Source organism: Nitrosopumilus oxyclinae (genome assembly GCF_013407165.1).
Lineage (GTDB): Archaea > Thermoproteota > Nitrososphaeria > Nitrososphaerales > Nitrosopumilaceae > Nitrosopumilus > Nitrosopumilus oxyclinae.
Genome location: NZ_CP026994.1, coordinates 982,031 through 1,006,088 on the forward strand (window position 1 = coordinate 982,031; position 24,058 = coordinate 1,006,088).

The 24,058-nt window shown below is 32.8% G+C and carries 26 protein-coding genes and 1 other RNA gene; 16 read left to right on the top strand and 11 right to left on the bottom strand.

Translation table 11 applies throughout. From position 1 onward, the window contains the following. Nucleotides 1-9 precede the first annotated feature (9 nt). From artG to C5F49_RS05935, 4 genes are all read right to left on the bottom strand, one after another. Nucleotides 10-927 (bottom strand): thaumarchaeosortase, encoded by a 918-nt coding sequence (gene artG, locus C5F49_RS05920; protein WP_179362090.1) that lies wholly within the window; start codon nt 925-927, stop codon nt 10-12. A gap of 236 nt (nt 928-1,163) precedes the next feature. Continuing rightward, the gene (locus tag C5F49_RS05925) at nt 1,164-1,649 is read right to left on the bottom strand and encodes a hypothetical protein (protein WP_179362091.1); all 486 of its coding nucleotides are present in this window, start codon (nt 1,647-1,649) and stop codon (nt 1,164-1,166) included. Beyond that, the gene (locus tag C5F49_RS05930; RefSeq protein WP_179362092.1) at nt 1,649-2,308 is read right to left on the bottom strand and encodes a DsbA family protein; all 660 of its coding nucleotides are present in this window, start codon (nt 2,306-2,308) and stop codon (nt 1,649-1,651) included. Before C5F49_RS05930 ends, C5F49_RS05925 begins: the two co-directional genes overlap by 1 nt. A 500-nt stretch (nt 2,309-2,808) precedes the next feature. Next, nucleotides 2,809-3,180, bottom strand: a complete 372-nt coding sequence (locus C5F49_RS05935; RefSeq protein WP_179362093.1) for a C2H2-type zinc finger protein — start codon at nt 3,178-3,180, stop codon at nt 2,809-2,811. An 83-nt stretch (nt 3,181-3,263) separates the two neighbouring features. Between C5F49_RS05935 and C5F49_RS05940 the strand changes: the two genes are divergently transcribed. From C5F49_RS05940 to C5F49_RS05960, 5 genes are all read left to right on the top strand, one after another. Continuing rightward, nucleotides 3,264-3,650 carry a hypothetical protein gene (locus C5F49_RS05940; RefSeq protein WP_179362094.1) on the top strand — a complete coding sequence of 129 codons (387 nt, stop codon included), beginning with the start codon at nt 3,264-3,266 and terminating at the stop codon, nt 3,648-3,650. Between the two features lie 24 nt (nt 3,651-3,674). Further along, complete coding sequence (locus C5F49_RS05945; RefSeq protein WP_179362095.1) at nt 3,675-4,547, top strand: NAD(P)-dependent oxidoreductase; 873 nt, start codon at nt 3,675-3,677, stop codon at nt 4,545-4,547. Between the two features lie 65 nt (nt 4,548-4,612). Continuing rightward, complete coding sequence (locus tag C5F49_RS05950) at nt 4,613-5,374, top strand: SDR family NAD(P)-dependent oxidoreductase (RefSeq protein ID WP_179362096.1); 762 nt, start codon at nt 4,613-4,615, stop codon at nt 5,372-5,374. 234 nt (nt 5,375-5,608) lie between these two features. Continuing rightward, the gene (locus tag C5F49_RS05955) at nt 5,609-5,818 is read left to right on the top strand and encodes a hypothetical protein (protein WP_179362097.1); all 210 of its coding nucleotides are present in this window, start codon (nt 5,609-5,611) and stop codon (nt 5,816-5,818) included. A gap of 49 nt (nt 5,819-5,867) precedes the next feature. Next, complete coding sequence (locus tag C5F49_RS05960) at nt 5,868-7,082, top strand: NAD(P)/FAD-dependent oxidoreductase (protein WP_179362098.1); 1,215 nt, start codon at nt 5,868-5,870, stop codon at nt 7,080-7,082. Here C5F49_RS05960 and C5F49_RS05965 read toward each other — a convergent pair whose 3' ends face one another. Beyond that, nucleotides 7,083-10,040: a hypothetical protein gene (locus tag C5F49_RS05965; protein ID WP_246275296.1), complete on the bottom strand. Its 2,958-nt coding sequence runs from the start codon at nt 10,038-10,040 to the stop codon at nt 7,083-7,085. A 403-nt stretch (nt 10,041-10,443) separates the two neighbouring features. On the opposite strand from C5F49_RS05965, the gene C5F49_RS05970 reads away from it, so the two are divergent. Beyond that, entirely contained in the window at nt 10,444-11,073 is a 630-nt protein-coding gene (locus C5F49_RS05970; RefSeq protein ID WP_179362099.1) for a class I SAM-dependent methyltransferase, read from the top strand. Between the two features lie 33 nt (nt 11,074-11,106). Then, nucleotides 11,107-11,385: RNase P RNA component (gene rnpB / locus C5F49_RS05975), an RNA gene on the top strand. A 163-nt stretch (nt 11,386-11,548) separates the two neighbouring features. On the opposite strand, the gene C5F49_RS05980 is transcribed toward rnpB, so the two are convergent. Together C5F49_RS05980 and C5F49_RS05985 are read right to left on the bottom strand one after the other, a co-directional pair. Then, the gene (locus tag C5F49_RS05980; RefSeq protein ID WP_179362100.1) at nt 11,549-11,692 is read right to left on the bottom strand and encodes a hypothetical protein; all 144 of its coding nucleotides are present in this window, start codon (nt 11,690-11,692) and stop codon (nt 11,549-11,551) included. A gap of 125 nt (nt 11,693-11,817) precedes the next feature. After that, nucleotides 11,818-13,185: a hypothetical protein gene (locus tag C5F49_RS05985; RefSeq protein WP_179362101.1), complete on the bottom strand. Its 1,368-nt coding sequence runs from the start codon at nt 13,183-13,185 to the stop codon at nt 11,818-11,820. Nucleotides 13,186-13,302: 117 nt separating this feature from the next. On the opposite strand from C5F49_RS05985, the gene cofD reads away from it, so the two are divergent. The 3 genes from cofD (at nt 13,303) to C5F49_RS06000 (ending at nt 15,885) form a co-directional block, all read left to right on the top strand. Then, a complete protein-coding gene (cofD, locus tag C5F49_RS05990) occupies nt 13,303-14,223 on the top strand; it encodes a 2-phospho-L-lactate transferase (protein ID WP_179363625.1) in 921 nt (306 codons plus the stop codon). Nucleotide 14,224: 1 nt separating this feature from the next. Continuing rightward, nucleotides 14,225-14,863, top strand: a complete 639-nt coding sequence (cofC, locus tag C5F49_RS05995; RefSeq protein WP_179362102.1) for a 2-phospho-L-lactate guanylyltransferase — start codon at nt 14,225-14,227, stop codon at nt 14,861-14,863. 113 nt (nt 14,864-14,976) lie between these two features. After that, nucleotides 14,977-15,885 carry a transcription initiation factor IIB gene (locus C5F49_RS06000; protein WP_014964821.1) on the top strand — a complete coding sequence of 303 codons (909 nt, stop codon included), beginning with the start codon at nt 14,977-14,979 and terminating at the stop codon, nt 15,883-15,885. Here C5F49_RS06000 and C5F49_RS06005 read toward each other — a convergent pair. Together C5F49_RS06005 and yciH are read right to left on the bottom strand one after the other, a co-directional pair. Next, complete coding sequence (locus C5F49_RS06005) at nt 15,874-16,869, bottom strand: CPBP family intramembrane glutamic endopeptidase (protein WP_343045173.1); 996 nt, start codon at nt 16,867-16,869, stop codon at nt 15,874-15,876. The two genes, C5F49_RS06000 and C5F49_RS06005, sit on opposite strands and share 12 nt — an antisense overlap. 1 nt (nt 16,870) lies before the next feature. After that, nucleotides 16,871-17,179, bottom strand: coding sequence for a stress response translation initiation inhibitor YciH (yciH, locus tag C5F49_RS06010; protein WP_179362104.1), 309 nt, complete (start codon nt 17,177-17,179; stop codon nt 16,871-16,873). 104 nt (nt 17,180-17,283) lie between these two features. Here yciH and C5F49_RS06015 point away from each other — a divergent pair, with 104 nt between their 5' ends. The 5 genes from C5F49_RS06015 to C5F49_RS06035 all read left to right on the top strand — a co-directional run bounded on the left by C5F49_RS06015 (nt 17,284) and on the right by C5F49_RS06035 (nt 20,365). Continuing rightward, complete coding sequence (locus C5F49_RS06015) at nt 17,284-17,610, top strand: Sjogren's syndrome/scleroderma autoantigen 1 family protein (RefSeq protein WP_179362105.1); 327 nt, start codon at nt 17,284-17,286, stop codon at nt 17,608-17,610. A gap of 39 nt (nt 17,611-17,649) precedes the next feature. Further along, nucleotides 17,650-17,826 carry a hypothetical protein gene (locus tag C5F49_RS06020; RefSeq protein ID WP_179362106.1) on the top strand — a complete coding sequence of 59 codons (177 nt, stop codon included), beginning with the start codon at nt 17,650-17,652 and terminating at the stop codon, nt 17,824-17,826. Between the two features lie 82 nt (nt 17,827-17,908). After that, the gene (locus C5F49_RS06025; protein ID WP_179362107.1) at nt 17,909-18,346 is read left to right on the top strand and encodes a universal stress protein; all 438 of its coding nucleotides are present in this window, start codon (nt 17,909-17,911) and stop codon (nt 18,344-18,346) included. Between the two features lie 98 nt (nt 18,347-18,444). After that, nucleotides 18,445-18,609, top strand: coding sequence for a preprotein translocase subunit Sec61beta (locus C5F49_RS06030; RefSeq protein ID WP_179362108.1), 165 nt, complete (start codon nt 18,445-18,447; stop codon nt 18,607-18,609). 7 nt (nt 18,610-18,616) lie between these two features. Beyond that, nucleotides 18,617-20,365 (top strand): DUF2070 family protein, encoded by a 1,749-nt coding sequence (locus C5F49_RS06035; protein ID WP_179362109.1) that lies wholly within the window; start codon nt 18,617-18,619, stop codon nt 20,363-20,365. Here the strand turns inward: C5F49_RS06035 and C5F49_RS06040 are convergent. After that, complete coding sequence (locus C5F49_RS06040; RefSeq protein ID WP_179362110.1) at nt 20,349-21,002, bottom strand: hypothetical protein; 654 nt, start codon at nt 21,000-21,002, stop codon at nt 20,349-20,351. The genes C5F49_RS06035 and C5F49_RS06040 overlap by 17 nt on opposite strands. A gap of 81 nt (nt 21,003-21,083) precedes the next feature. On the opposite strand from C5F49_RS06040, the gene C5F49_RS06045 reads away from it, so the two are divergent. Continuing rightward, nucleotides 21,084-23,537 carry an ABC transporter substrate-binding protein gene (locus tag C5F49_RS06045; protein ID WP_179362111.1) on the top strand — a complete coding sequence of 818 codons (2,454 nt, stop codon included), beginning with the start codon at nt 21,084-21,086 and terminating at the stop codon, nt 23,535-23,537. Here the strand turns inward: C5F49_RS06045 and C5F49_RS06050 are convergent. Next, nucleotides 23,534-24,025, bottom strand: a complete 492-nt coding sequence (locus tag C5F49_RS06050; protein WP_179362112.1) for a DUF367 family protein — start codon at nt 24,023-24,025, stop codon at nt 23,534-23,536. The two genes, C5F49_RS06045 and C5F49_RS06050, sit on opposite strands and share 4 nt — an antisense overlap. Nucleotides 24,026-24,058 lie beyond the last annotated feature (33 nt).

The window sequence follows — 24,058 nt, forward strand, 5'->3', positions numbered from 1 at the left end:
AAATATCAATTATTTTTCTGATTTTTTAAGACGTCTGGATTCAATGATAATTACTACTAAAATAAACGCAAATAGCCAAGGCAAGAACATTATCTCGCCTGCAATTTTATGATATTCCTCCCAAGCAACAGGATCAGTTGTGACTTTAAGAGCATACCAAGATAATGAAAAAATTCGGATTAAATTGACAACAATAGTTCCAATAATTCCTAAAACAAAGTAAATTGCCTTTCTAGTTCTAGGGATGTTTAATTTTAACATGAATGCCCCAATTACTAAAGAAAAAATGATAATACTATGAACACCGGCTGATGGCCAAAATACTTGAAGAGCCATCGAACCATGATCACCACGTAAGAACATTACATTGTCTTTAGCAACAGCAGTTCCAAGATCAAGTACAGTAATTATCCAAACATTTGCTTGAACAAAGTATGGGACAATGTATTGTAAAGGCCCAAGTGTATCATATGGGAAAAACGCATCAAGTGAAAGAATTATTGCAGTACCTATAAGAAATATTGGACCAGCAGGAGCAATTCTGATCCAGCGTTTTCCAAAGAAGATACTCAATGCAACAACAATGAATATTGCCATGACAACAAAGTCCCACATCCAAGTCCATGAATAGATTAATTGTACATCAAAATATTCTGCAGATTCAATAATGTAATCTCTTAAACCATATTCTAATGAAACAAGATAAATAATTGTAGCCACAGCTAAAGGAATTACAGCAAGTAATTTTTTCTTTGAAATCACAATCTTCAATCCAATTAATTCAGCAACAACAAAAATCAAAGCAAAGAAATAACCACCTCTACCTTCATTCCAACTCCAAGCTATAGAGTCCGGGAATGCAATCATTGCAAAGAGAATAGGACTAGAAATTATGAAAATTCCAAAAATCAAATTCCAATTCTGCATTATGTTAAACCCTCAAAAGGCAAATAAATATCTCGACTTTGGAATTTATGAAACGTAACAAATCAATGTAGAAATTTAGTGAATACTAGTCTTCAGCATCTTCTATTTCATCAGATTCTGGATCTCGTCTACCAGGTCTAATTGGAATATAGAGAATGGTCATACAAACACTAGAATTGTCTGCAAGATACATTCCAAGGTTGCAAATGTTTGTCTAAGTGGTGATTTCTAATACATCAAATCTTTGGATCAAACTTACACTCAATTTTCAATGATCTTACGGAAGTAAAGTAAGTGATTGCCAATATTCCAATGGCAACTATCCTAATCGGAGTTTCATAATTTGTCAGAAATGTAGTTGCTGTAGCTCCTACTGAACCAAAGGTTGAGATTACAGCAAATCCAATAGGACCACAACTGCATGCACCCGCAGCAGCTCCAATTATTGAACCAAAAACACCCCCACCCATTTTTTGTTTTGATTTTTTTAGTATATTGATACGAAATATGTTCATTGGTAATACTAGGGCAGATAAAGCAGATATCGTTACAATAAGAATAAATCCAAATTCAGTTCCAGATGGAATATGGCTAACAACATAAGGTTCTAAGAAAATATACTCAGAGATAATTAGCAACCCAACTAACATGGATGAAAAAATTACAAATGATAAGACAAGATATTTTGAATTTGAAAATACAAGATTGATTGCAGATACCATTAGATCATTTTGTCCAACACTTGTTTGAACACAGAGAAAGGTTGTGCACCACCAAGTTGCTCTTGTCCATCAGGACCAACAATAAAGAAACCCGGAGTTCCTCTTACACCATGATCTCGAGCTTGTTGACTATTGTATTGTACGCGTTTAGAATATTTTCCAGAGTCAAGACAGCTGTCAAACAATTCCATATCCAAACCTAAACTAAATGCAAATGCCTTTAGTCGTTCAGTGTTTGCCCATCCGTTATCAATTTTAGATTCTTGAGACATGTATAGAATATCATGATATTCCCAATACATCTCTTGATCTTCAGCACAATAAGAGGCCTGAGCTGCTTTTGGAGAATCACGTCCTAAAAATGCCAAATCAACAAAAACTAAATTTGCTTTTCCAGTTTCAATATAATCACGAGTTATTGCAGGTTTTGTATTGTGAAACCAATTGTAACATTGATGACATTGATAATCTCCAAATTCTACAATAGTGATGGGAGCTGAAGGATCACCTAATATCGGAGAACCCATTGCAGTTGAAATTGTTCCATGGGTTCTACCCATATCCAAATTAACAGTTTCAGTAGATGTAGATAAGGATACGGCGACCCCAGCAATAATTGCAATAACTATGGCGCCTATAATTACGCCTATTTTATTCATAATTAAAAATAGGAATTCTTGGTTAAAAAAACTTATTCCAAATTACGAGAAGATTTTCTTTTGAATAAATTTACAAATTTTGCAATAACAGTGTCAATCGGACAAACTTCACAGGTCACATTAGAAGAATGACTTTCAATATGTTTATCAAATTTTTGACGAGATTCTAAAATTAGATCACATTTTTCACAATAAATCTTGGATACATTATTCTTCAAAGGTTTTTTCACAAACATTTTGAGTGATTAGTGCTTATAAAGATCCTGTTGAAAATCAATAAATGATAAAAATTGTAAATAAAACCTTAACAAAAAATTTATCATAACACTTGGAATTACGTAATATTCTACAAAATATCTAGTTAAATCCAACCTACATGGATTTAAAATTTAGTATATTTTTGAGAACTAAATTAATCTAGATCGAGTTATGGTTAATTTAATGGGTTGTATGAATTCTAAATATTAAAAAATTAGATACTAGAGAAATTGTAAAATAAATTAGATATAGTGAATTCGCATATGGACATTTAGTTCAACTTGGTATTGTGTTACATATCCACAATGAGTACATGAAAACATTTCATGTTCAGACTGTGGTGTAGTGTTTTCAATTACTTTTCCAGAGATGGACGTAATGTTTATCATATCATTATTTGAAATTACAGCAAAATTTTGTCCTTCATCTATAGAATCTAAAAATTCTTTTATTGCAGAAATTACTGCAGTAGTGTCAATAATTTCATCATCATCAAAAGAAGACAACGTAAACTGATGATTCTTTAAAGTAGGGATTGCAGCAACTTGATCTGCTACAAATACAAGTAAATCATTTTTGACAGATACCACATCCTTGCAGTCAATTGTGAGCATAAAATATGATAATTGAATCGATATTTTAGTTTAACAAGAATTAGAAAATGATTATTATGGTTTAATATTGTGAGTGTAATTACATGGCAGATTCTGAAACATTTGGAGTAGAAAAAGGACATGGAGAAGAAGTCGTGGCATGGCTAAATGAACAAGCAAAAGTACAATCCATCAAACTAGAGGCAAGATTGTATGGCTACAATGTGACTACAGAGAATTTTGGAGAATTTGAAATGTTTTCATGGATTGGAAATGTTCAGAATGCCAGAAAGATGATCATCAAAGCAAGTAAAAGATTCAAAGTTAAAGTTATCGAGGGAGGATACAAACCAAAAGAAAAAATAATTAAAATGAAAAAATATGATTTTGCCAAAGTCAAAAAAGGAGATAAAACAATAGGCCAATTAGAATTTGTTGCATCAAGATTTGGAAACAAACACTGGGAGATTCAAAATGAAGAGCGACATTAATAAAACAACACCAGGAGAAGCCAAATGAAAAAAATAGGAATTATCGGATTAGGTATGTTAGGAAATGCAGTGGCATTACATTTAGTGGATTCAGGTTATGAAGTAACAGCATATAATAGAACAAAAGAAAAATCAGAAGAACTAAAAGAAAAAGGTGCAACAATTGCAGAGTCTCCAAAAGAAGTGGCAGAAAAATCAGAACTAGTAATTATAATTGTAAAAGATGCAGATGCTGTAAAAGATATTTCATTTGGGAATAATGGAATTGTACATGGAAATCACAAAAATCTAATTGTTGCAGACATGAGCACAGTTGATTCAACAGAATCAAAAAATATTTCAAAACAATTTATGGATTCTGAAATTACAAAGCTAGACATCCCAGTAATGGGAGGACCAAATGTAGCAATAACTGGAGATTTAGTTTTGATGGCATCAGGGAATAAAGAAAGTTTTGATAATTGTAAAGCAGTATTGGACACAATAGCAAACAAAGTGTTTTTCTTGGGGGAGAACGGAGTTGCTAATTCTATTAAATTAGCCATGAATCTCCAAATCACGATGTTAGCATTGGCATTATCTGAAGGAATAACACTTGTAAAAAAATCAGGAGTTGATCCAAAAATATTTCTAGAAATTTTAAACTCTACCTATTTCAAAACAGGAATGAGTGAAAAAAAGGCTTACAAAATGATAGAAGGTAAATATGATACAACATTCACGCTTTCAAATCTTAAAAAAGATATCACCACCATGACAAATGCTGCAAAATCACTTGGAATAGAACTTCCTATGATAAGCAAGGCAGAAGAAGTTTATGAAAATGCAATAAAAGAAGGATTTGGAGACATTGATTATACAGGCATTATAGAATATCTTAAAAAAATTAACGAATAAAAATAATCAAAATCACGAATAGAATTCAACAAAAATTCTATAAGATAGGATAACAATACCATATTATGCGATTAAATGAAAAAGTTGCAATAGTTACAGGGGCATCAAGTGACATTGGGAAAGGTATTGTTAAGAGATTTGTAGAAGAAGGGGCCAAAGTAATCCTAGTTGCAAGGAATTTAGAGCAATTAGAGGCAACTAGAAAAGAAATAGGTCATGAAGAATCAACGGCTTCAATTTCATGTGATTTGACTGATGAATCCCAAGTATTACAGGCAGTGAATCAGATTATGGACACTTATGGTAAGATAGACATTTTGGTAAATAACGCAGGAGCAATTAATGATCCGATACATTTTCACGAAATGCAAGATTCTGAAATAAAAAAATTAATTGATGTAAACTTGTTTGGAGTATTCCATATGACAAAGGCGGCTCTTTCAAAAATGTCAGATGTTAATAGTGGGGCAATAGTTAACGTAGGCTCAATTTCAAGTGAAAGAGCAATTCCAAGAGTTCACTTGGCAGTATATTCATCTACCAAGGCTGCAATCTCCATGTTCACAAAATCAATTGCAGTAGAATATGCTAGACGAAACATTAGATGTAATTGTGTTAATCCAGGAATTATAAATTCAGGAATGATAAAACCCTATCTTGATGATCCTCAAGCAAGAAAAGTGTTAGAAGAAAGACTACCTCTTGCAAGAGTTGGCGAACCAATCGATGTTGCAAATGCAGTTCTTTATTTAGCATCTGATGAGGCAAACTGGGTTACAGGAACCATCTTGAATGTAGATGGCGGTAAAACAGCTTCAGAAGGATAACATTAGATTTTTAAAAAATCAAGTAGAGATCTTATTCTTTTTAGAATATACTCTATAGCTAAATCCAGTAACAAGCATAATAATTCCAGTGATAGCAGACCATATTAAAAAAGATCCAATTTCAGATTCATCCATATTTTACAACAAACGAATAAACATCTAAAGTTTGGGTTGAGAATGAATATTTCACAAAAAGTATGAAACATCTAAATAGATTTGATACTGACGGAATTTATGCCTGAAATCATATGTCCAGACTGTGGAAAACGACTATTTCATGAAAATGAAACTACGTTAAAAATCGAAGAGACAATTCATTCAAAATTCTGTAGAAAGACAGAAGGAGAAACTCATAGTTTCATGCATAGAGATCCTGCACATATGGAAACTTTTGATTCAGAAAGAGAAAATGATACCACAGGTACCCCAGTGTTAAAAAAATAATAATTCTCATTCCTCAAAATTATATCCTAGGTATTCATCATTGAAGTAATTGTCAGAAGAATATCATTATGATTTAGTTGTTGTAGGCGGCGGGCCTGCAGGCTCCTCAGCTGCATATTCTGCTGCAAAGAACGGAATCAAGGTTGCATTACTTGAAAAAGAAAACACTATTGCAGAAACAGTGAGAACTAGCGGTGTAACATGGATTCAAAATATCAAAGAATTTGGAATTCCAGATGATTGTTTTAATCCAATTAAGAATTTTTCATTCTGTTCTCCCAATAACGAAGTCACAATTAGTGATACAATCCCCAGGGCCGCCGTATTAGATGTGAGAAAAACATATCGATGGTTAGCAAACGAAGCAGAAAATGCAGGTGCAGATATTTTTGTAAAAATGAATATCAAAAATGTCATAGAAAATGAAAAAGGAGATATCGTAGGAGTTACCGGTATCGGTCCCAAGGGGGAAACAACATTTCATGCTAAAGTTGTAATTGATGCTAGTGGTTTTCCATCAACAGTGTGTAAGGCAATGGGATTAGCACCACAATGGGAAAGGTTTGGTGCAGGTGCAGAATATGAAATGATAGCAGAAAATGTGGATTCTGAAACATGGTGGTTAATGGTAGGACAAGAATACTCACCTGCAGGATATGCATGGATATTTCCATTAGGAAATAACATAGTTAGGATTGGAGTAGGTGTTGGAAAACCAGAATCAAATGTAGACCCCACTCAAAGACTAAAAGAAATTATTGAGAAAAAATTAGGACCAATAAAAAAACTAGGAAAATTAACTGAGATTGAATTTCATTATGGATTAATTCCAAATGATGGATTATCTAGAAAAACAGTTTTTAATAATTTGATTCTAGTAGGAGATTCAGCAGGACAAGCAAACCCGTTAGTGTTAGAAGGCATCAGATATGCCATAAAGTTTGGAAGAGTTGCAGGAAAAGTAGCCTCAGATGCAATAAAATCAGGAAATACAGAAAAAAAATCACTTTACCCCTATGAAGAAAATTGGAGAAAATCTATTGAATCAAAAATTAATTCTGCAAGTAAAGTTCAAGATAGATGGATTGGTCTAACCGATGAAGAATGGGACAAAGAATTAGATATAATTAATGAACTAAAACCCGAAGAATTCATGGATTTTATAAAAGCAGATTTTGGTTTATCAAACATGATCAAATTAGCAACTCATCATCCAAAACTAGTAGTTAGACAACTATTCAATTTGGTGAAAGGTAAAAAATAATTATTTTACGTTAAAGAAATCACTTACAACTAAATCATGGTAAGATAACTGAACTACATAAACTCCAGAATCAAATGATTTGTTTACAATTTTACTAAACTTTCCACCAGCAGTATCCTTCAATGCAATCTCTTCTACAATATTCCCTTGCTGATCATAGATGTCAATGAAAAGATCTTCAGGGAATTGAACCGTTTTTAAAAGAGCACCAGAGATTACCAGTTTATCTCCACTATATTCAGCCATAATAGGGGCGGCCTTATTTCGGATTGGCAGATATCTTTCTATGAGAGATTTTAATTCGTTTAGATTTTCATTCACATTTTCTGCATCTTTGTCTTTGAATGCAAATTCAATTTCATTAATCACTGATCCAAATCTGGAATTTTCAGAATAGCTTTCACCACCAAATTTTTCAGCAAATGATTGTAATTCTTCAAATTCACGTGCCAATTCAACCATACTCAAATCAGCAGCATTGTATTCATAGTCAAAGTCCTCCTCAATATGGACAATTTGAGATGCTTTGGAATCTTTGTATTGCAACATGACAATATATAATCCAGGATCAGTTGGTGCAATCCATTGAGTAAAGAAATTACCTTGTTTTGTATCAGTAAACGCTAGACTGCTGTGTTTGGTTCCATCCATATTGTACACAGTCACATAGAGATTTTCACGTCGGTCAAAAACGGATTTTTCAGTGGCACCGTTAATTACCCAAATATTTTTTTCAGCATCAAATGAAATATCGTATATTATACTGTCATTGTGTAGAACTAAATGTTGGCTAAGATAGTCACCAATTTCTAAAATCTTTGATTCAGCATCTACAAAATTTGCCAATTCAATCATATGATCAGCATCTGCCATCATGCCATTGTATTTATCGACATATTCTGAAAATCCTGCATTATAAAAAGTCGAAACCATATTTGAAAAAGTATCTAATTTTTTACGGAATTCGATTCGTTTGATTTCATCACCAGTGTAACCCACATCAGAACCATGTGGATCATCAGTGTATGCTTGAGAAACTAAACGCCATTCATCAAATAAATCACGAACTAGTGCATCTGCTTGATCAAGATCATTTTTAATTACAAGATCTCGAACATTGTCAATTTTTTCATTAAATGTTTCAGCAAATTCAATATAATTTGGAAGGAATCTATTTTTCGTTAAACTCAATTCAACTAAATTTTCAAGAGATTTTGCACGTTGTAAAATATCACTTGCACGGATTTTGTATGCATCCTTGTTGTAAGAATCTAAATCATTTTGAATTTTTGAAGACATGTCACTAACCCAACTCAATAAAACTTCAATCCTATCAATTCTAGTTATCGAAGGACTTCCAGATTCCATTTGTTTGGCAGTATCCAAAATTTTCAATGCATTATCAATTAAAAAGAGATTTTCATAATCAGCTTGAAGTTCAGCTTTTTCTTTCATAGATTTGTATTGGAATTCTAATACAGTCAAAGGGTTTCTTTTCTCTCTCAGGTCAGTCATAGTTTGATCAAACTCAGAAACAATTTCTAAGATATCATCAATGGAATCAGCATTATCAACTTGCTCTAAAAGTAATTTCCAATCACTAACTAGTGCAGAGTTTCCACCAGTAGATTGAGAAATTTCTACACTCTTACTAATTCTTGATGAAATGTCTATGACTTGGACCATTTGGTTGATTTTTGATTCAGATTCCAAAATATCTTCAACTGAGCTAGCCAATGCCAAATCACGCTCTAATGCATTCCAATCAGGTTCAATCAGATTGGCAAGATCACTATTTTCTTCAGAATCCAAAGAGATGAATCTATCAACATTGTCCAATTCTCTTAAAAGAATAGCTGCCTGGTGTAATTCTGAAACGCGTATTGATGTGGAAATTAATTCATCTATAGACTCTTTGGCCATAAGAGAAGGTTTCAGAGACTCCCAATCATTTTGAACTAATCGATAAAGATCACTTTGTTTTCTAGAAACTACATCAAGATATCGAGATTTTGAAAGTACATCTATCAATTCCCCAATTTCATCTGAAAATACAGGAGCAGTTCCCCTTGCAAAAATAAATCCAACCTCATTTTTCACAGATTTACTCATTACTGTATCAGATTTTTTCATTAAATTCAAAAGAGTCTCTTCTAATTCATCAAAAGTTGGAGCTCTTTGATTTGGAACTTTATCAGGGTTGACATTTGTTACATCTACAAATGCATCAGTCAACAAATCAATGGCTTTAGTTTTATCCCCAATTTCATAATAAAAAATAGATGTAAAAATAGTTTCATCAATAGATTTTGCTATTTCAAAAGAAATTTCATCATCATCCAATAATTTTTGGACTATATCAAAGGAAGAAGTTACCGCAGGTCGAATTAGAGGATCAATTTCAATTATTAAATCATCTACAAAGAACTCACTCCATAAATCTACAAAATCATTTTCTAGTTGAGATAAATCATTAGAAGAAGGTTCAGGTAAAGGAGAAGGAATATCAAATAATTTTCCAATTGCATCACTATGAGAAGATATCAAGTTCTGAGCAGACAAAGTCATTTGTTCTTCATCAGGTTCTAAAAAAGAGTCAGATGAAACAGTGAATGGGGTAGATTTTGAATAATCACCATAGAATAACTTTATTTCATATTCTCCAGAAATACCACAAATTCTACCTTTCAATGGAATAACATCCGTAATGAAAGCACCATTGGACAGTGGCATTAATTGTTGAATTTGACATAAATCACCTTGAGGATTAATGATTTGCATAATCAAAAAAGAATCATCTAGAAGATTTGCAATTTGACCATAGACAAACAATGGTTCGCCACTCTCATAACTACCAAAATTTTCAAGTATTGTAATACGGTCAGGAGTTTGGGCTGATGCATACACAGGCATCAAAAGTAGAACAAATAGGCTCAAAACAACCGGAATTCGACTCATAAGGATCCAAATCGAGGCTCATACTACTTAAAACTTGAGCAGCTATAGTATCAGATATTTCAAATAATGTTGATAAATTAAGCCATGGTAACCACCATAGAATAGTTACCAGGCTTAATTTGGGGCACAGTGTTGGTTGGATTTGTCTGGTAAGACATACAAATTGAATGAAATTGCTCTGGCGTAATTGTCGAACATTTGTCACAGATCATTCTGTTAGACTTGAAACATTGAGAACATTTAGAATATTCATGCAACTTTCCACCACAATTTCGACAAGATTCATCAGGCAATTATATTCAAAATAAATCATTGAAAATTAAATATAAGAAACACGTAGAAATTGTTCATCACATAGCTCAGTAAGAAGAAGAATATATTGGAAATAAAATAAACAAAAGTTATGGATAAAGTTAGAGAAACTTTTGATAAATGGGCTCAAAATGGAAAAGCAGAACATATGGAAGAAGAGCATGGGAAAAACGTTTTAAAATTTTTAAAATCAATATCATTTGATAAACCATTTACATTTTTAGATGTAGGTTGTGGAAATGGATGGGTAGTAAGAAAAATTACAAAAGAAAAGTTTTGTAAAAAATCCATCGGTATAGATAAAAGTAAAAAAATGATCATTCAGGCTAAAAAAAAGACAGAGAGTAAAAAAGAAGAATATATTCACACAGACATAGAATCTATGAATTATAGAGGAAGATTTAATTTTATTTTTTCTATGGAATCACTTTACTATGCAGACTCTATTGAAATTGCACTTGAGAAAATATTCAAATTGTTAAAACCAGGAGGGCAATTTTTCTGTGGAACTGATTTTTACACAGATAACAAAGCAACAGCAAGATGGGCAGGAATAATGAAAATCCAGATGCATCTACATTCAAAAAAAGAATGGAGAGAATTTTTCAAAAAAGCAGGCTTTAATGTAAAAACCAAAAATGTCAAAGATTTGAACAACAAAAAGAAATGGAAAAGAGAACACGGCACTTTGTTCATCATAGGCACAAAACCTAAAAAGTAATACTCAAATCCCATAACAAAATACAGTATTCATGTGAGCTGGAGCACGACACGCTGCTACGGCAGAGGAAACTCCTCCCTCCAAACAGGAAATGTGATCTGGAGATAGATAATCAGAGATGGTTGGCAACGGAGCAGAAAATAATCCAATATGGCGCACTATGATGGCAAAACCTGAGGTTTCCATAAAAGGAATGAAAAAGACGACCCACATGGAGCAAAGCCAAACAGAACTAATAGTTCCTGTACTAAGTTCAGGTAGGCTGCAAAGCGAAATATCGTGAAAACAGAAGGAGGGTTACTCCCAGCACACATATTTTTAATATCATAATAAAGAATATATGAAATTCATAAAATATATGAATTTAAGAAATGATAAAAAGAATCCAATGTCCCCATTGTAAAAAACATCTAGCTGGAGAGGGACATTTAGAAAGACATATCAGAACAATCCATAAAAAAGATAAAAACTAAAATTATTTGAGACCTTTTTCTAATACTTCATTTACAATTCTAGAAAAACTTACAGTTGAGGAAGATTCTTTGATTTTTTTTGCTTGTAAGGATCTAAGTTTCTTTGCAATATCGCTATTGAGCATAATTGTAAGTCTTTCAGACATACCAAATTAACGTAATACTACTATTTTCAAGGTTCAAGAATTATTTGTTTACAAAAAGATCAAACAATAGAGAATCTTTCCAATTATGGAAATATGAAATTATATGAAAAGATAAGAAAATATGATTAACTCATAGAGCTAACGTGTTCTTTACAAACATCTGCGGAGCATCCACATGATGCGTCACATAGACAGGAACCTTGCATTTCACAATCACATTCAGAACCCATTTCTGCAGAAGATGCACATCCACATGCTGCTTCTTCACGATTAGCCATTGTTGGAGGTGGAGTAGTAGTTTCCTGAGGAGCAGTGTTCTCATAGACACTTCGAGTTTGCTGATAATCAGTTTCATCTTTCAGATGAGCTTCACCTCTATTGGTCTGATATCCACCAGAAGAGGCACTAGTTTGGTAGCCAACTAGTCTATTTGGATCAATTCCTTGTTGACCTTGAGTTTCATTTTTGAGTGATCTGCTACTAATGAAGAAAAATGCAATACCTGCAACTGCAGCTAATCCTGCCATTCCATAAACTATCATCACAGGGAAATCACCAGTAGATGTAGTCATATAATCAGCAGGAGGAGTTGGAGTTACACCGGCAATTTCAACACCGTCTAATTTATCTAAAGCACCAAATCCAATGGTAGACAAATTTGCTGTATCTGTAGATTGAACACTTCTAACAACATAAAGTTGATCAGCCATTATTTCTGCTTCAAAGACTCTTTCAACTTGTCTTCCTTCTCTAATACTACTTTCACCCATCGTCCATGACGATACAACAAATCCAGCGATTTCATCATCTAGTCCAAAGGTTCCAGCATCCACATTGATTCCAGTTGGATCAAATAGAAAGTGCCAGTTGGTCAATGGTTGTTCTAAAATAAAGTCAGCATTAATGAGATGTTTTCCTAAAACTTCTTCAGCTTCAGTTCCAGCAAAGTACGTGTACACTTCGGGTTCGTTATCCCTTAAAATATTAATTGGAATATTAATCTCAACACCATCAATTACAATTTCTTTATCGGTAGACATTCCTCTCCAACCCAAGTCAACTAAAGATCTTTGACCATCATCTGTAATCACATAATCACTTAATGTGCCTTGTAAAATTACACGATAATCAATTGAAGTGTTGATGTTTCTAGCTTTGAGATGAAAATCATAAGAGACATTCAAGTCACTAATTTGTGCTTGACTACCATCATTGGCAATACCACGGTTTAGTTCTGCAATAAGTGCTTGAACTCCAGGATTTGAAGAATCAGCAGTTCCTTGAACACTCCATTCTTTTCCTTGTAATTCATCAAAAAGATTTCCACCATTTGGATATTCGATAAAAACTGTTTTTTGATAATTCATTTTAAATGGAGATGTTTCAGTATTAGGGTTAATTCTAGCATCTAATTGTGCTGCCCAAACAGGAGTACTGGTACCGACAACAATAAGAGTTGCTAGCAAAACAGACAATATCACAGCCCGAGACACGAGTAAAATCCCTGAAATTACAGTAATAAACTTATCCTAATTATCTAGATCGGTAATTTTTTGAAAAAGTAATATTGAGTGACAAACACTGCAAATACAGTTTTAGAGGAATATGATATGATAACAGTCTTAGCAGGTGGAACAGGTTCAGTCAAGCTAGTCCGAGGATTAGTGTCTCAAGAATCCAAAGTCAACGTAATTAGTAACGTTGGAGATAATTATTGGCTATACGGACTTTATGTCTGTCCAGATATCGATACTATCGTATACGGTTTAGCAGATTTACTTGATCAAGAACGAGGATGGGGAATGAAAAAGGACACATTCAACTTTTTACGACAAATGGAAGTTTTTGGTGAAGAGACATGGTTTAGAGTAGGAGACAGAGATGCAGCCACTCATTTGATTAGAACAAACATGTTGAAAAACGGAAAGAATCTAAGTGACATTACAAAATGGATGTGTGAGAAATTTGCAGTGAGTGCAAACATCATACCAGTTACAGATAACAGTATTGAAACAAGAATTACCACAGACAAAGGAGAATTACATTTACAAGAATACCATGTCAAACACAGAGGTAAAGATCCAATTGAAGGGATTCAATATATCGGAGCAGACAAAGCTCGTCCAAATCCAGAGGCAATAAATGCAATCCATGATGCAGACATGGTAATTTTAGCACCAGGAAATCCATTAACATCAATTGGTCCAATGTTACAGATTAAAGGAATTAGAAAAGAATTATCAAAAATAAAGAAAAAAGTGGTTGCAGTCAGTCCATTGATTGGCGATAATGCAATTAGTGGACCTGCAGCAAAATACATGCAGGCTGCAGGAATTGAATCAAATGCTTATGGATTAGCAAAGATGTATTCCGACGTATGTGCAAACATCATTGTAGATTCAAAAGACAAGATGTTAGTAAAGAAAATTCAAAGTTTAGACATGAAGGTTTTTGAAACAAAGATCACTATGAAAAATAAAATTGCTGAAGACGCATTAGCAAATTTCATTTTAAAACAAGTACACGTGTAATTTGAAAATAGCTGCAATTATTCCTGTAAAGACTTTCTTAAATGCTAAAACCCGTTTAGATTTATCTCAACAACAGGTTGAAGAATTATGTAAAGTGATGTTAGAAGAAATTTTACACACTTTGTCAATTTCACCACAAATTGAAAAAACAGTAGTGGTAACTAAAGAAGCAAAAGCAATCGAGATAGGAAAAAAATTCAATACAGTTACAATCATCGATGAAAAAGAAGAGAGTGTCAACAGTGCAGTGGCTTTAGCTGACAAATATCTTTTGGAAAATAACTTTAATGCATCAATAGTATTTCCTCAAGATATCCCATTTATCAAAACTCAAGATATCGATTTTATGTTAAACTACAAGATGCACCCCAATTTTGCAATAATTGTCCCTTCTAGAAGATTTGATGGTACCAATGCCTTGGTAAGAATGCCAATAGATTTGATGGAGACTCATTACGATGAAGATAGTTATAAAATTCACATGAACACTGCAAAAGAGCACACACTCAATGTTGCAATGGTATTTGTGAAAAGAATAATGTGGGATGTAGATAACATGGAAGATCTCAAATTCTTACTAGAACAAAATGAAAAACCAGAGATATCAGAAAAAATTAGAAAAATTATAGCGTTAAAATAAAAAAATCGCTCAAAACATAAAAAAATTGTCATTTTAGGTACGAGATCTCAGACATACTTATAAGCAATAAATTAGAAAATGTTAAATATCATCATAAAAAGTTTTGAAAGAAAATGGTTAAAACAACTAATCCAAAAGACAAATGTCCCAGATGTGGAAAGGGTACTCTAGTTACAGATGCCAATACAGGAGAAAATTTCTGTGGAAAATGTGGTTTTGTAATCACAGACAAAGTAGAAGAATCAGGGCCCGAATGGAGGTCATTTTCTAACGAAGGGGAGAATAAAAGCAGAGCAGGGGTTCCAACATCACTTGCAATGCACGATATGGGGTTAGCCACAGTAATCAATCCACAAAATAGAGACGCCACGGGTAAACCACTAACTGCAGCAATGAAAAGCACTATTGAAAGATTAAGAACATGGGATAGTAGAAGCCAAGTTCATGAACCAGTTGACAGAAACTTTAGACAAGCATTTAGTGAATTAGACAGATTAAAGGATAAATTAGCAGTAGGCGATTCAGTTATTGAAAAAGCAGCTTACATTTACAGAAAAGCTTTAGAGAAAGGATTAGTTAGGGGCCGTTCCATTTCAGCATTGATTGCATCAGCGCTTTATGCAGCATGCAGGGATACTGAAACGCCAAGGACACTAAAAGACATAGGTCAAGCAAGCAACATTAAGCGTAAAGACATTGCAAGGTGTTACAGATTATTACTTCGAGAATTAAATTTGAAGATGCCAGTAGTTGATCCGGTAAAATGCATTTCGCGAATTGCAAGTAAAGCAGGGTTATCTGAAAAAACAAAAAGAAAAGCAACTAAAATTCTTCAAACAGCTGAAGAGCAAAAAATATCAGCAGGTAAAGATCCAATGGGATTGGCAGCTGCTGCACTTTATGTAGCATGTGTTACAAACGGTGAAAATAAAACTCAAAGAGATGTTGCAGAAGCTGCAGGAGTCACAGAAGTAACAATTAGAAATAGATACAAAGGATTGAAGGTAGCACTAAACCTCTAAGGTAGACTCTTTTTTAGAATAAAATCTATTTACAAATAAAATACATATTGAAAAAATACCCGTCACAAGCAGTAAAATTTCTAAAGTGGACATTAGAGAATGTGAAAATGCATCTTCAATAGAAATTACATTAATCTGAGAAATAAAATTCGCATATGAAAAAACAAAGTAATTTGCAGCCCAATGAATCAAGAGAGAAACAACAAAACCATATCGAATGTATACCCAACCCAGAATTATTCCACTAGCCGCAGCTTGGGCAAATTTACCAGTACTCCAAGAATCACCAAATGCTATATGTGCAAATCCAAAAAGAACACCAACAAAAATAATTAAAAGAAATGCTTTTTTTGCATCATAAATATCCAAATTAGCAGGACTCCACAAACATTTAACAAAATATTTCAAAGAAGACTTTGTAGAATAGAGAGCAAATAACGGAACACCAATTAAGATTAGACGAAACCCAAACTCTTCAAGAAGAGGAGCTAAACTTACATAAAAAAACTGGATTAAATTATTTTCAGCCAAAGGAGGTACAATTTCAAGGCCAATCCCTTGCTGAACATAGTTTATCAGAGTCGAGATTAAAATTAAAATTGAAAACCATTTAGTAATTCCAATCATGTAATTTACACGTGTATCATATTTTCCAAATGAAATAATGGGTGAAAGGGTTTTAAAAAAATTATGACGAGGTCCAAGAATAGCAATAACAAAAAGAACAAGGTAAAATATCCACAGCACAACAAATGCATCACCTATACTAACATCAAGAGAGGATTTGTAAAAATCAGTACCAACAAAAAGATCCAAATGAGTTAAAGGATATTCAAAATTAATATCACCTCCGACATTAGTTTCAAAAATTACGTAAATTCCAATTGGGAATGAAACTAAAAGTAAACCAAAAACTACTGAAAGTAATGCAGTGAATGGGATTCCAATAGACTGAATTATTTTATTTGGATTTTGCAATTGCACTCTAATGTAATTCTATTGTGTCTTCTGCAAATCCTAAATGAATCAAAGTATCTTTGATTGTATCACGATGATCTCCTTGTAAAAATATGTAGCCTTCTTTTGCAGTTCCTCCACAGGCATATTTATTTTTGAGATCTTTTGCTACAGTTTCCAGATTATTTATTTTAGGATCCAATCCTTCAATCATAGTACCCTTTTTCTTAAAACGCCTAGTTTCTAATCTGATAATGATTTTAGTACTATCTTTGGCAAGTTCACCACATGCGCACAAATCTTCGGGTAGACCACAAGTATTACAAATTACTGCCATTCGTTCGAACTAAATTCAATTATTCACACTATTAAGCCTTGTTTGAATATTATGAAAAAATAAAAAATAAACGGATTTTTTAGATAGAAAATTAAAGAAAAACAGTGACAGAAGAACTTACAAAAAAAGCTGCTGAAATGCTTCTTCAAGGAGCAACATTACTTAGCGAACCTTGTCCATACTGTGCAGGCGTCAGAGTGATGAAAGCAGGTCTGGCATTGTGTATTAGTTGTGGCAGACAGCCAGAAAAAAAAGAGATAATCATTGAAAATCCAGTTAATGAGACAACAAGCATAGAAAAAACATTCGAGAAAAAATTAGAGATACTTTCTAAGGAACTTGAACAAGAAAAAGATCATGAAAAACAACAAAATATCTTAAAAACGATCAATTCACTGCTAGAAACAATTGAGAAGTTGAAAGGGAAATAATAAAGAAAATCTTAAGTTCATAATTCACCTACAAAAATCGTGAAACAAGATAGATATGAAACAATATTGATTGAATCAAAAATTAGAGAAGGGGTTTTTCATAAAGTTGTTAAAGACTTAGAAAGCGGAAAAGCTGTTTCTTGTTCTTGTAAATGTTGGAGTAAAGGAAAAAAGCCTTGTGTAGGGATGAGAACTATCGGTTATGAAAGTACCTAAAAAAGAAAAAAATTGCTAAAAAGAAAATCTGATCTTAAAATCAACCACACAGTATAAATCCTAAAGTAAATGTTACAAGACATTGAAAAATATTTTAGTTCCTTTTGATGGTTCAGGATACTCTCAAAAGGCATTTGACACAGCATTGGAGATAGCAGAAAAATTTGAATCAAAACTCACAGTCATGACCGTATTACAATCGAAATTATCTGATTCTGCTGGAATTTCTCTTGAAAGATTACAAGAAATCCAAGACGAAGAAGAGAATACTGCAACAATTATGCTAAAGAAGCTAGAAGAGCAAGCAAATGCCAAAAATGTACCATTCTCAATAGCAATAATCCACAACCCTTCATCTTCAGATGGAATAGTATCTTTTGCCGGTAAAAACAATATCGACTTTATTGTAATGGGGTCTCATGGAAGAACTGGTTTTAGAAAAATTGTGTTAGGAAGTGTTGCAAATGGAGTACTCGGACATGCCAAATGCCCCGTTCTAATTACAAAAGGAACTGAATAATACAGAATTGAGACAAATTTAGGAAAAAACACGATTTAAGGTCAAATTATAGTTGATGAATAAAGTTTTTATGTTAAAATCCGCGATGACGAATTGTAATGGCAGATAAGAAATCAGCACCACTCCCAGCATCAAGTGGAGGTCTCATGAGATTCTTTGAAGATGAGACAAAGGGATTCAAATTAGATCCAAAAATCGTAGTATCAATTCCCATCAGTTTAATTGCCGTTTCATGGATAATTGATTTATTTTTCGCTCCGTGAATAAACAATGGAAAAAGCTCCAGATGATGTTTCAAATATACACAATAGATTTTCCCTTACTCTAGTAAATCCAGGATCAAAGTATTTTTCACTTGTTGTTTCAATGGTTGTAGCATCAGTAACGGTTTTAGCAATATATTTTGGCTATTTGAGTAATCTAGGTTTTGAAGAAAACTGGTATAGATTACCAATAGTTTTAGGAGTTTTAGCTTTAACACAATTACTAGATACAAGATTTTCAAAGAAAAAAGAATACTCAAAATCTTTGCATTCATCTCTTTTTGCAAACATGTTGTGGACAGTTACACTGTTGATGGGTATACTTTCAAGCATTGTCTTATCAAAAGATATTGAACCATTTTTCATAGTATTCGGATTATTGCTTTTTGCCAGTTTTAGAATTGGTATTTACACTACAACTCTAGGGGCGAGTCTCAAAAAAGCATGGGCAATATGCTTTATCCAACCAGTAGCAATGTATCTTGTATTAATTCCACAAGATTTGTGGGTTTCAATACTTAGTGAACCAATAGGTTTAGGATACGGCGTATCATTTATGATAATTGCAAGTGTATGGTCAGTTGTTACAGATAGAGCTGGGAGACCGGCAATGGCAAGTACACATAAAACAATTCAAGCATATCTTGCGTCTCAAGGAAATGATTTTGAAGATGCAGAAGAACTAATGGAACAGCGCTCAAATGAAACCAAAGTATCAACATCACAAATCAAATTTTCGATGGATAATGGAGATAAAGAATTCAGAATTATATTGCCAGAAATTCATCCAGGACCATATCATCCAGTAGGTGGAAGCAATATCCCCTACCTAATTTACAAGAATTTGTCATCATCAGCCATGGTTATGCATAGCATATCAAATCACACATTAAATCTCCCATCAAGAAATGAAGTTGAAAAATATCTACATAATTTAGAGAACACCAAAGTAAAAGATGAGGGCATCAAATGCACAGAACCAGTAATTGTTCAAATTAACAAATCAAGAGTTACAGGTTTACTTTTTGGAAACAATCCATTATTATTTTTATCATTATCCCCACATGGAATGGAAGATATTCCAGATTATATAAAAACAGAAATTGAACAATATGCAAACAACAAAAATTATTCACAAACAATGATTGTTGATTGTCATAATGCGATGGGGGAGGAAATTTCAAAGGAAGATGGTGAAGACATGCTAAAAGCTGCAAAATCTTGTTTAGATACATTAATTTCAAAAAATAGTTTCCCAATTGAATTAGGCTATGCAAATACGGATCAAATGGATGTATGGACAGAAGATTTAGGAATGGGGGGTCTTGGAATTATTTGTCTCAATATTAATAATAAAAAATATTTTCTGGGATGGGCAGATGCAAATAACATGGAAAATGGAATTAGAGAAAAAATCATAGATATTTTTGCAAAGGAAGGCTGCCAACTGTTAGAAATATGTACGTCTGATACTCATTATGCACCAGTTAAAGCAAGAAATAGAAACGGATACTATCAATTAGGATTAATTACAAGTGCAGAAAAACTTGCAAAATGGTTCCTTACAATTGCAAAGAGTGCAGAGGCCAACATCACTACAGTAAAATTTGAAATTTTAGAAAATGAGACAAATGTCAAAGTAATGGGTCAAGGGATCTATGAAGACTACTCCAAGGCATTAGATAATTCATTGAAAATCACCAAGGGATTTGTAATAGGAGGAGTAGTCTTTTTTGTTACTAGTCTGTTCCTATAGTGTTCATTTTATCAATATTACCATAAAATTCATCAATAAATGAAGCGAATTGAAAAATAGGAACTATTGGAACATTCTCAATAAAATCAATTTTATCTTGATATAAAGTCACTATTACTGGCACAGCTATTGCTCCAGGGGTTTTTTCAACATATTGTTTTGTTCTTTCAATTTGTTTTTTAACAGCAGTAGATAGCGCAGATGAGCTATAACGTTTCCAATGTTTACAATCAATTAAAATTGCAATACCAAGTCTAATTCCAACAACATCAATTTCCATTCTAGGTTTTGTCAACATCATATTTTTCATTACTGCAAAATTTTTTTCAGATAGAATTTCTGCAGTTAAACCTTCAAAATCCCTCCACTCTAAAGCAACAGAGATCTCATCTATAGAATATCCTTTTTCAAGTAAGAATATCGCAGTCTTTAATTTATCACCATCTTCAAAAAGATATGAATTGTTTTCCTTTGTTCCAATATCATTTTTAATAAATTCATCTAAAATTATTTTAGATTCAGCATCACTTAGTTTTGTAACAGCAGAAAAATCTTTTACAGATACACCTCCCTGTATAATACCTTGTAATCCAGTTATCATTTTTGGGTTGATATCCAATTGATGTATTTGATTCATTATGGAAATATAGGTTTTAGGAGCTATTAACATCAGGGTATTATGATATAGGTTTTAGTACATGGTTTTAAAATAATCAATATGAAAAAAATGCTAGTTATCATACTAGCTTTTTCAGTTACATCAATTCTATATGATGAATCATTTGCAGAAAAAAATACATTTTTTGATTCAGTAAAATTTATTCAATATTTAGATGAAAATACAGCACTAGAAGAAGTAAGGAATGGGAATCTGGACATTTACTATTTCACGATATCACCAGACAGACTAGAAAGTGACCAAGGTAGGAAGGGATTACAAGTATTTGATTCTACAGGAGGATCATATAGTATTTTGGTAAATCCTGCGGAATCTCAAAAGTTCAATCCTTTTTCAAATAAAGATACTAGATTTGCTTTGAATTACCTAGTAGACAGAAAACTAATTGTAAACGAATTGATGGGAGGTTATGGTTCACCAATTATTTCATACTATAGTCCATCAGACCCAGAATACCTCACAGTGATTGAGCAACTAGAGACGTATAATTTCAGATACAATCCATCACTTGCAAATGAAATCATCTCAAAAAATCTAAATGAAAAAGGAGCAAGTAAAATAGACGGTAAATGGCAAATCGACGGAAGTCCAATTGAGATTACAATTTTTATCAGAAGTGATGATCCAGTAAGAAAATCAATAGGGGAAATATTATCAGTTGAATTAGAAAGTGTGGGATTTGAAGTTAAGAAAGAATTTGGAGATTTGAATAAAGCATTCGTAGTAGTATATGGTTCAAATCCTTCAGATGTGAAATGGAATTTGTATACAGAAGGATGGGGACGTTCAGCATTTGTAAAATATGATTCAGTAGGATTAGGACAAATGTATTCTCCTTGGTTTTCAAATATGCCAGGGTTTAATGATCCTTCATATTGGAATTATGAAAATGAGAAATTAGATTCACTAACTCAAAAAATTTACACAGGAGATTTTGAAACCTCAAAGCAAAGAACAGAATTAATTCAAGATGCAGTAGTTGAAGGAATTAATGAATCAGTACGAATTTTTTTAGCAAGTAAAGTAGACCAATACGTTGTAAATGAAAAAACCAGCGGGATTGTAAATGATTTCGGAGCTGGAGTTCCAAGTAGGTTTACACCAATTAATGCAAAGAATAGTAATGATGAACTAGTAATAGGAGTCAAACAAATCTATCAAGGAGCATGGAACCCAGTGATGGGATTCGGAGATACCTATAGTAGACACATTTGGGGAATTATTTCAGATCCTGCAACATTCAAACACCCTTTCACTGGAGAAACATTTCCCATAAGAGCAACATGGGAAGTTGAAAGTGAAGGATCAAATAATAAAATCAACATTCCTCAAGAGGCAATAATGTGGAATCCAATTATCAAAAAATGGGAGAAAGTAGAAGCAAATGCACAGTCAACAAGTAAGGTAACATATGATTTTAAATTCAGCAGTTGGCACAATGGTAAAAAAATGGATATGAACGATATCTTGCATTCATTGTATTTTACAGTAGAGTGGGGAACTCAAACAGATGAAAATGATAAAACATTTGATACCGAATTCACACCAAGAGCTGCACAAAGTATTCAGACAATAAAAGGAATCAATCTAGTAGATGATGACACCATCGAGGTGTATGTTGATTATTGGCACTTTGATGAAGGAGAGATTGCAGAGTGGGCAGCATTATGGAATACAATTCCTTGGGAAATTACTGCTGCGATGGAGAAAGCAGTAACGGATGGCAAAGTGTCATTTTCTAGATCAGGTGCTACAAGTAAAAATGTAAACTGGCTATCATTAATCATCCCAAATGATGCAAATACGATAAAAGGGTATTTGGAAGAATTCAAAGAATCAAACCACATTCCACTGCCATTTAGCGAAAACAATGAAAGTTCAGAATACTATCAATCAAGATATGATTCATCAATAGACTGGATTAATAACAAACAGCATGCAGTAATAAGTAATGGGCCATTTTATTTAGAATCATATTCTCCCGAATCAAGAACCATCAAAGTAACTGCGTTTGATAATGATTCATATCCATTCAAAAAGGGTAAATGGTCAACATTTGAAAAAGCAGAGTTCCCTATAATTGAAAAAGTAGAAATTAAAAAATTAATACAGAAAGGGGATGAAATAAGTATAAGTGTAAAAACAAAAAATTCAAATTCAATTTTATATTTTTTAACAAATAGTAATGGAGAAAATATCAGTTCAAACACATATTTCGTTACTGAGGATAATACCAACATCAAAATATCTTCAGATGAATCTAATCAACTAGATACAGGAGCAAATAATATCAAGATATTTGCAATATCAAACTCAGTTTTAAAGCCAGATTTTTACGAATCTAGTTTTATTGTAACCAATAATAAAAATGATTTACCGATAGTAAATACAGATGAGATTGAATTTACTGAAAGTAAATCAGAGTATTGGTTCTGGGCAATACCAATCATAGTAATTATTACAGTATCAATATATTTTAAAAAGAGAAATTAAATTAAACCATAATCTTTTAAAATTAAATCTATTTGTGATTCATTTTCAAGTTTAGAATATTCTTCTAAAAGATTTTGATTTAATTCATAAAAAGTATGACCCCATTTGAATTTGTTAAGTAATTCTAAAGCCTGATCTCTAGAACCTAAAATGAATAAAGATGCAGCCAATGCCTCAACAGTAGTTAATTTATTTAATTTCGAATAATTCACAGGATTCCCCGCAAGTAATGGAGGTAGTTTTCTTTTGATGCCAGAAAATTTTTTTGAGAATGCCTGATCTACCAAATTCCAAGAGCAATCAATACCAATTATGGTATTAATTATGGATTTATCTTTAGGAAGTAAAGTTTTTTCAGAAAATGGATCTAACACTAATCCCTTAGAGCCAATTTTTTTAATGTTTTGTGCAAGACCAAATTTTACCATTTTGGCAGCAGTGCATTTTTTTGGATCGTCTTGATAGAACATTAATACTTGTAATTTCATTTCAATAAAGAATAAGATCGAGAGTATTTTGAA

Excerpts from the sequence above, each read along its gene's own strand:
- C5F49_RS06035 (WP_179362109.1), top strand. The coding sequence starts at position 18,617 with ATGGAAAAAGCTCCAGATGATGTTTCAAATATACACAATAGATTTTCC.
- C5F49_RS06000 (WP_014964821.1), top strand. The coding sequence starts at position 14,977 with ATGGTTAAAACAACTAATCCAAAAGACAAATGTCCCAGATGTGGAAAG.
- C5F49_RS06050 (WP_179362112.1), bottom strand. The coding sequence starts at position 24,025 with ATGAAATTACAAGTATTAATGTTCTATCAAGACGATCCAAAAAAATGC.
- C5F49_RS05980 (WP_179362100.1), bottom strand. The coding sequence starts at position 11,692 with ATGTCTGAAAGACTTACAATTATGCTCAATAGCGATATTGCAAAGAAA.
- C5F49_RS06030 (WP_179362108.1), top strand. The coding sequence starts at position 18,445 with ATGGCAGATAAGAAATCAGCACCACTCCCAGCATCAAGTGGAGGTCTC.
- C5F49_RS05930 (WP_179362092.1), bottom strand. The coding sequence starts at position 2,308 with ATGAATAAAATAGGCGTAATTATAGGCGCCATAGTTATTGCAATTATT.
- C5F49_RS05970 (WP_179362099.1), top strand. The coding sequence starts at position 10,444 with ATGGATAAAGTTAGAGAAACTTTTGATAAATGGGCTCAAAATGGAAAA.
- C5F49_RS05955 (WP_179362097.1), top strand. The coding sequence starts at position 5,609 with ATGCCTGAAATCATATGTCCAGACTGTGGAAAACGACTATTTCATGAA.
- C5F49_RS05965 (WP_246275296.1), bottom strand. The coding sequence starts at position 10,040 with ATGAGTCGAATTCCGGTTGTTTTGAGCCTATTTGTTCTACTTTTGATG.
- yciH (WP_179362104.1), bottom strand. The coding sequence starts at position 17,179 with ATGGCAGTAATTTGTAATACTTGTGGTCTACCCGAAGATTTGTGCGCA.
- C5F49_RS05950 (WP_179362096.1), top strand. The coding sequence starts at position 4,613 with ATGCGATTAAATGAAAAAGTTGCAATAGTTACAGGGGCATCAAGTGAC.
- C5F49_RS06040 (WP_179362110.1), bottom strand. The coding sequence starts at position 21,002 with ATGAATCAAATACATCAATTGGATATCAACCCAAAAATGATAACTGGA.
- C5F49_RS06045 (WP_179362111.1), top strand. The coding sequence starts at position 21,084 with ATGAAAAAAATGCTAGTTATCATACTAGCTTTTTCAGTTACATCAATT.
- C5F49_RS05925 (WP_179362091.1), bottom strand. The coding sequence starts at position 1,649 with ATGGTATCTGCAATCAATCTTGTATTTTCAAATTCAAAATATCTTGTC.
- C5F49_RS05940 (WP_179362094.1), top strand. The coding sequence starts at position 3,264 with ATGGCAGATTCTGAAACATTTGGAGTAGAAAAAGGACATGGAGAAGAA.
- C5F49_RS05945 (WP_179362095.1), top strand. The coding sequence starts at position 3,675 with ATGAAAAAAATAGGAATTATCGGATTAGGTATGTTAGGAAATGCAGTG.
- artG (WP_179362090.1), bottom strand. The coding sequence starts at position 927 with ATGCAGAATTGGAATTTGATTTTTGGAATTTTCATAATTTCTAGTCCT.
- cofD (WP_179363625.1), top strand. The coding sequence starts at position 13,303 with ATGATAACAGTCTTAGCAGGTGGAACAGGTTCAGTCAAGCTAGTCCGA.
- C5F49_RS05935 (WP_179362093.1), bottom strand. The coding sequence starts at position 3,180 with ATGCTCACAATTGACTGCAAGGATGTGGTATCTGTCAAAAATGATTTA.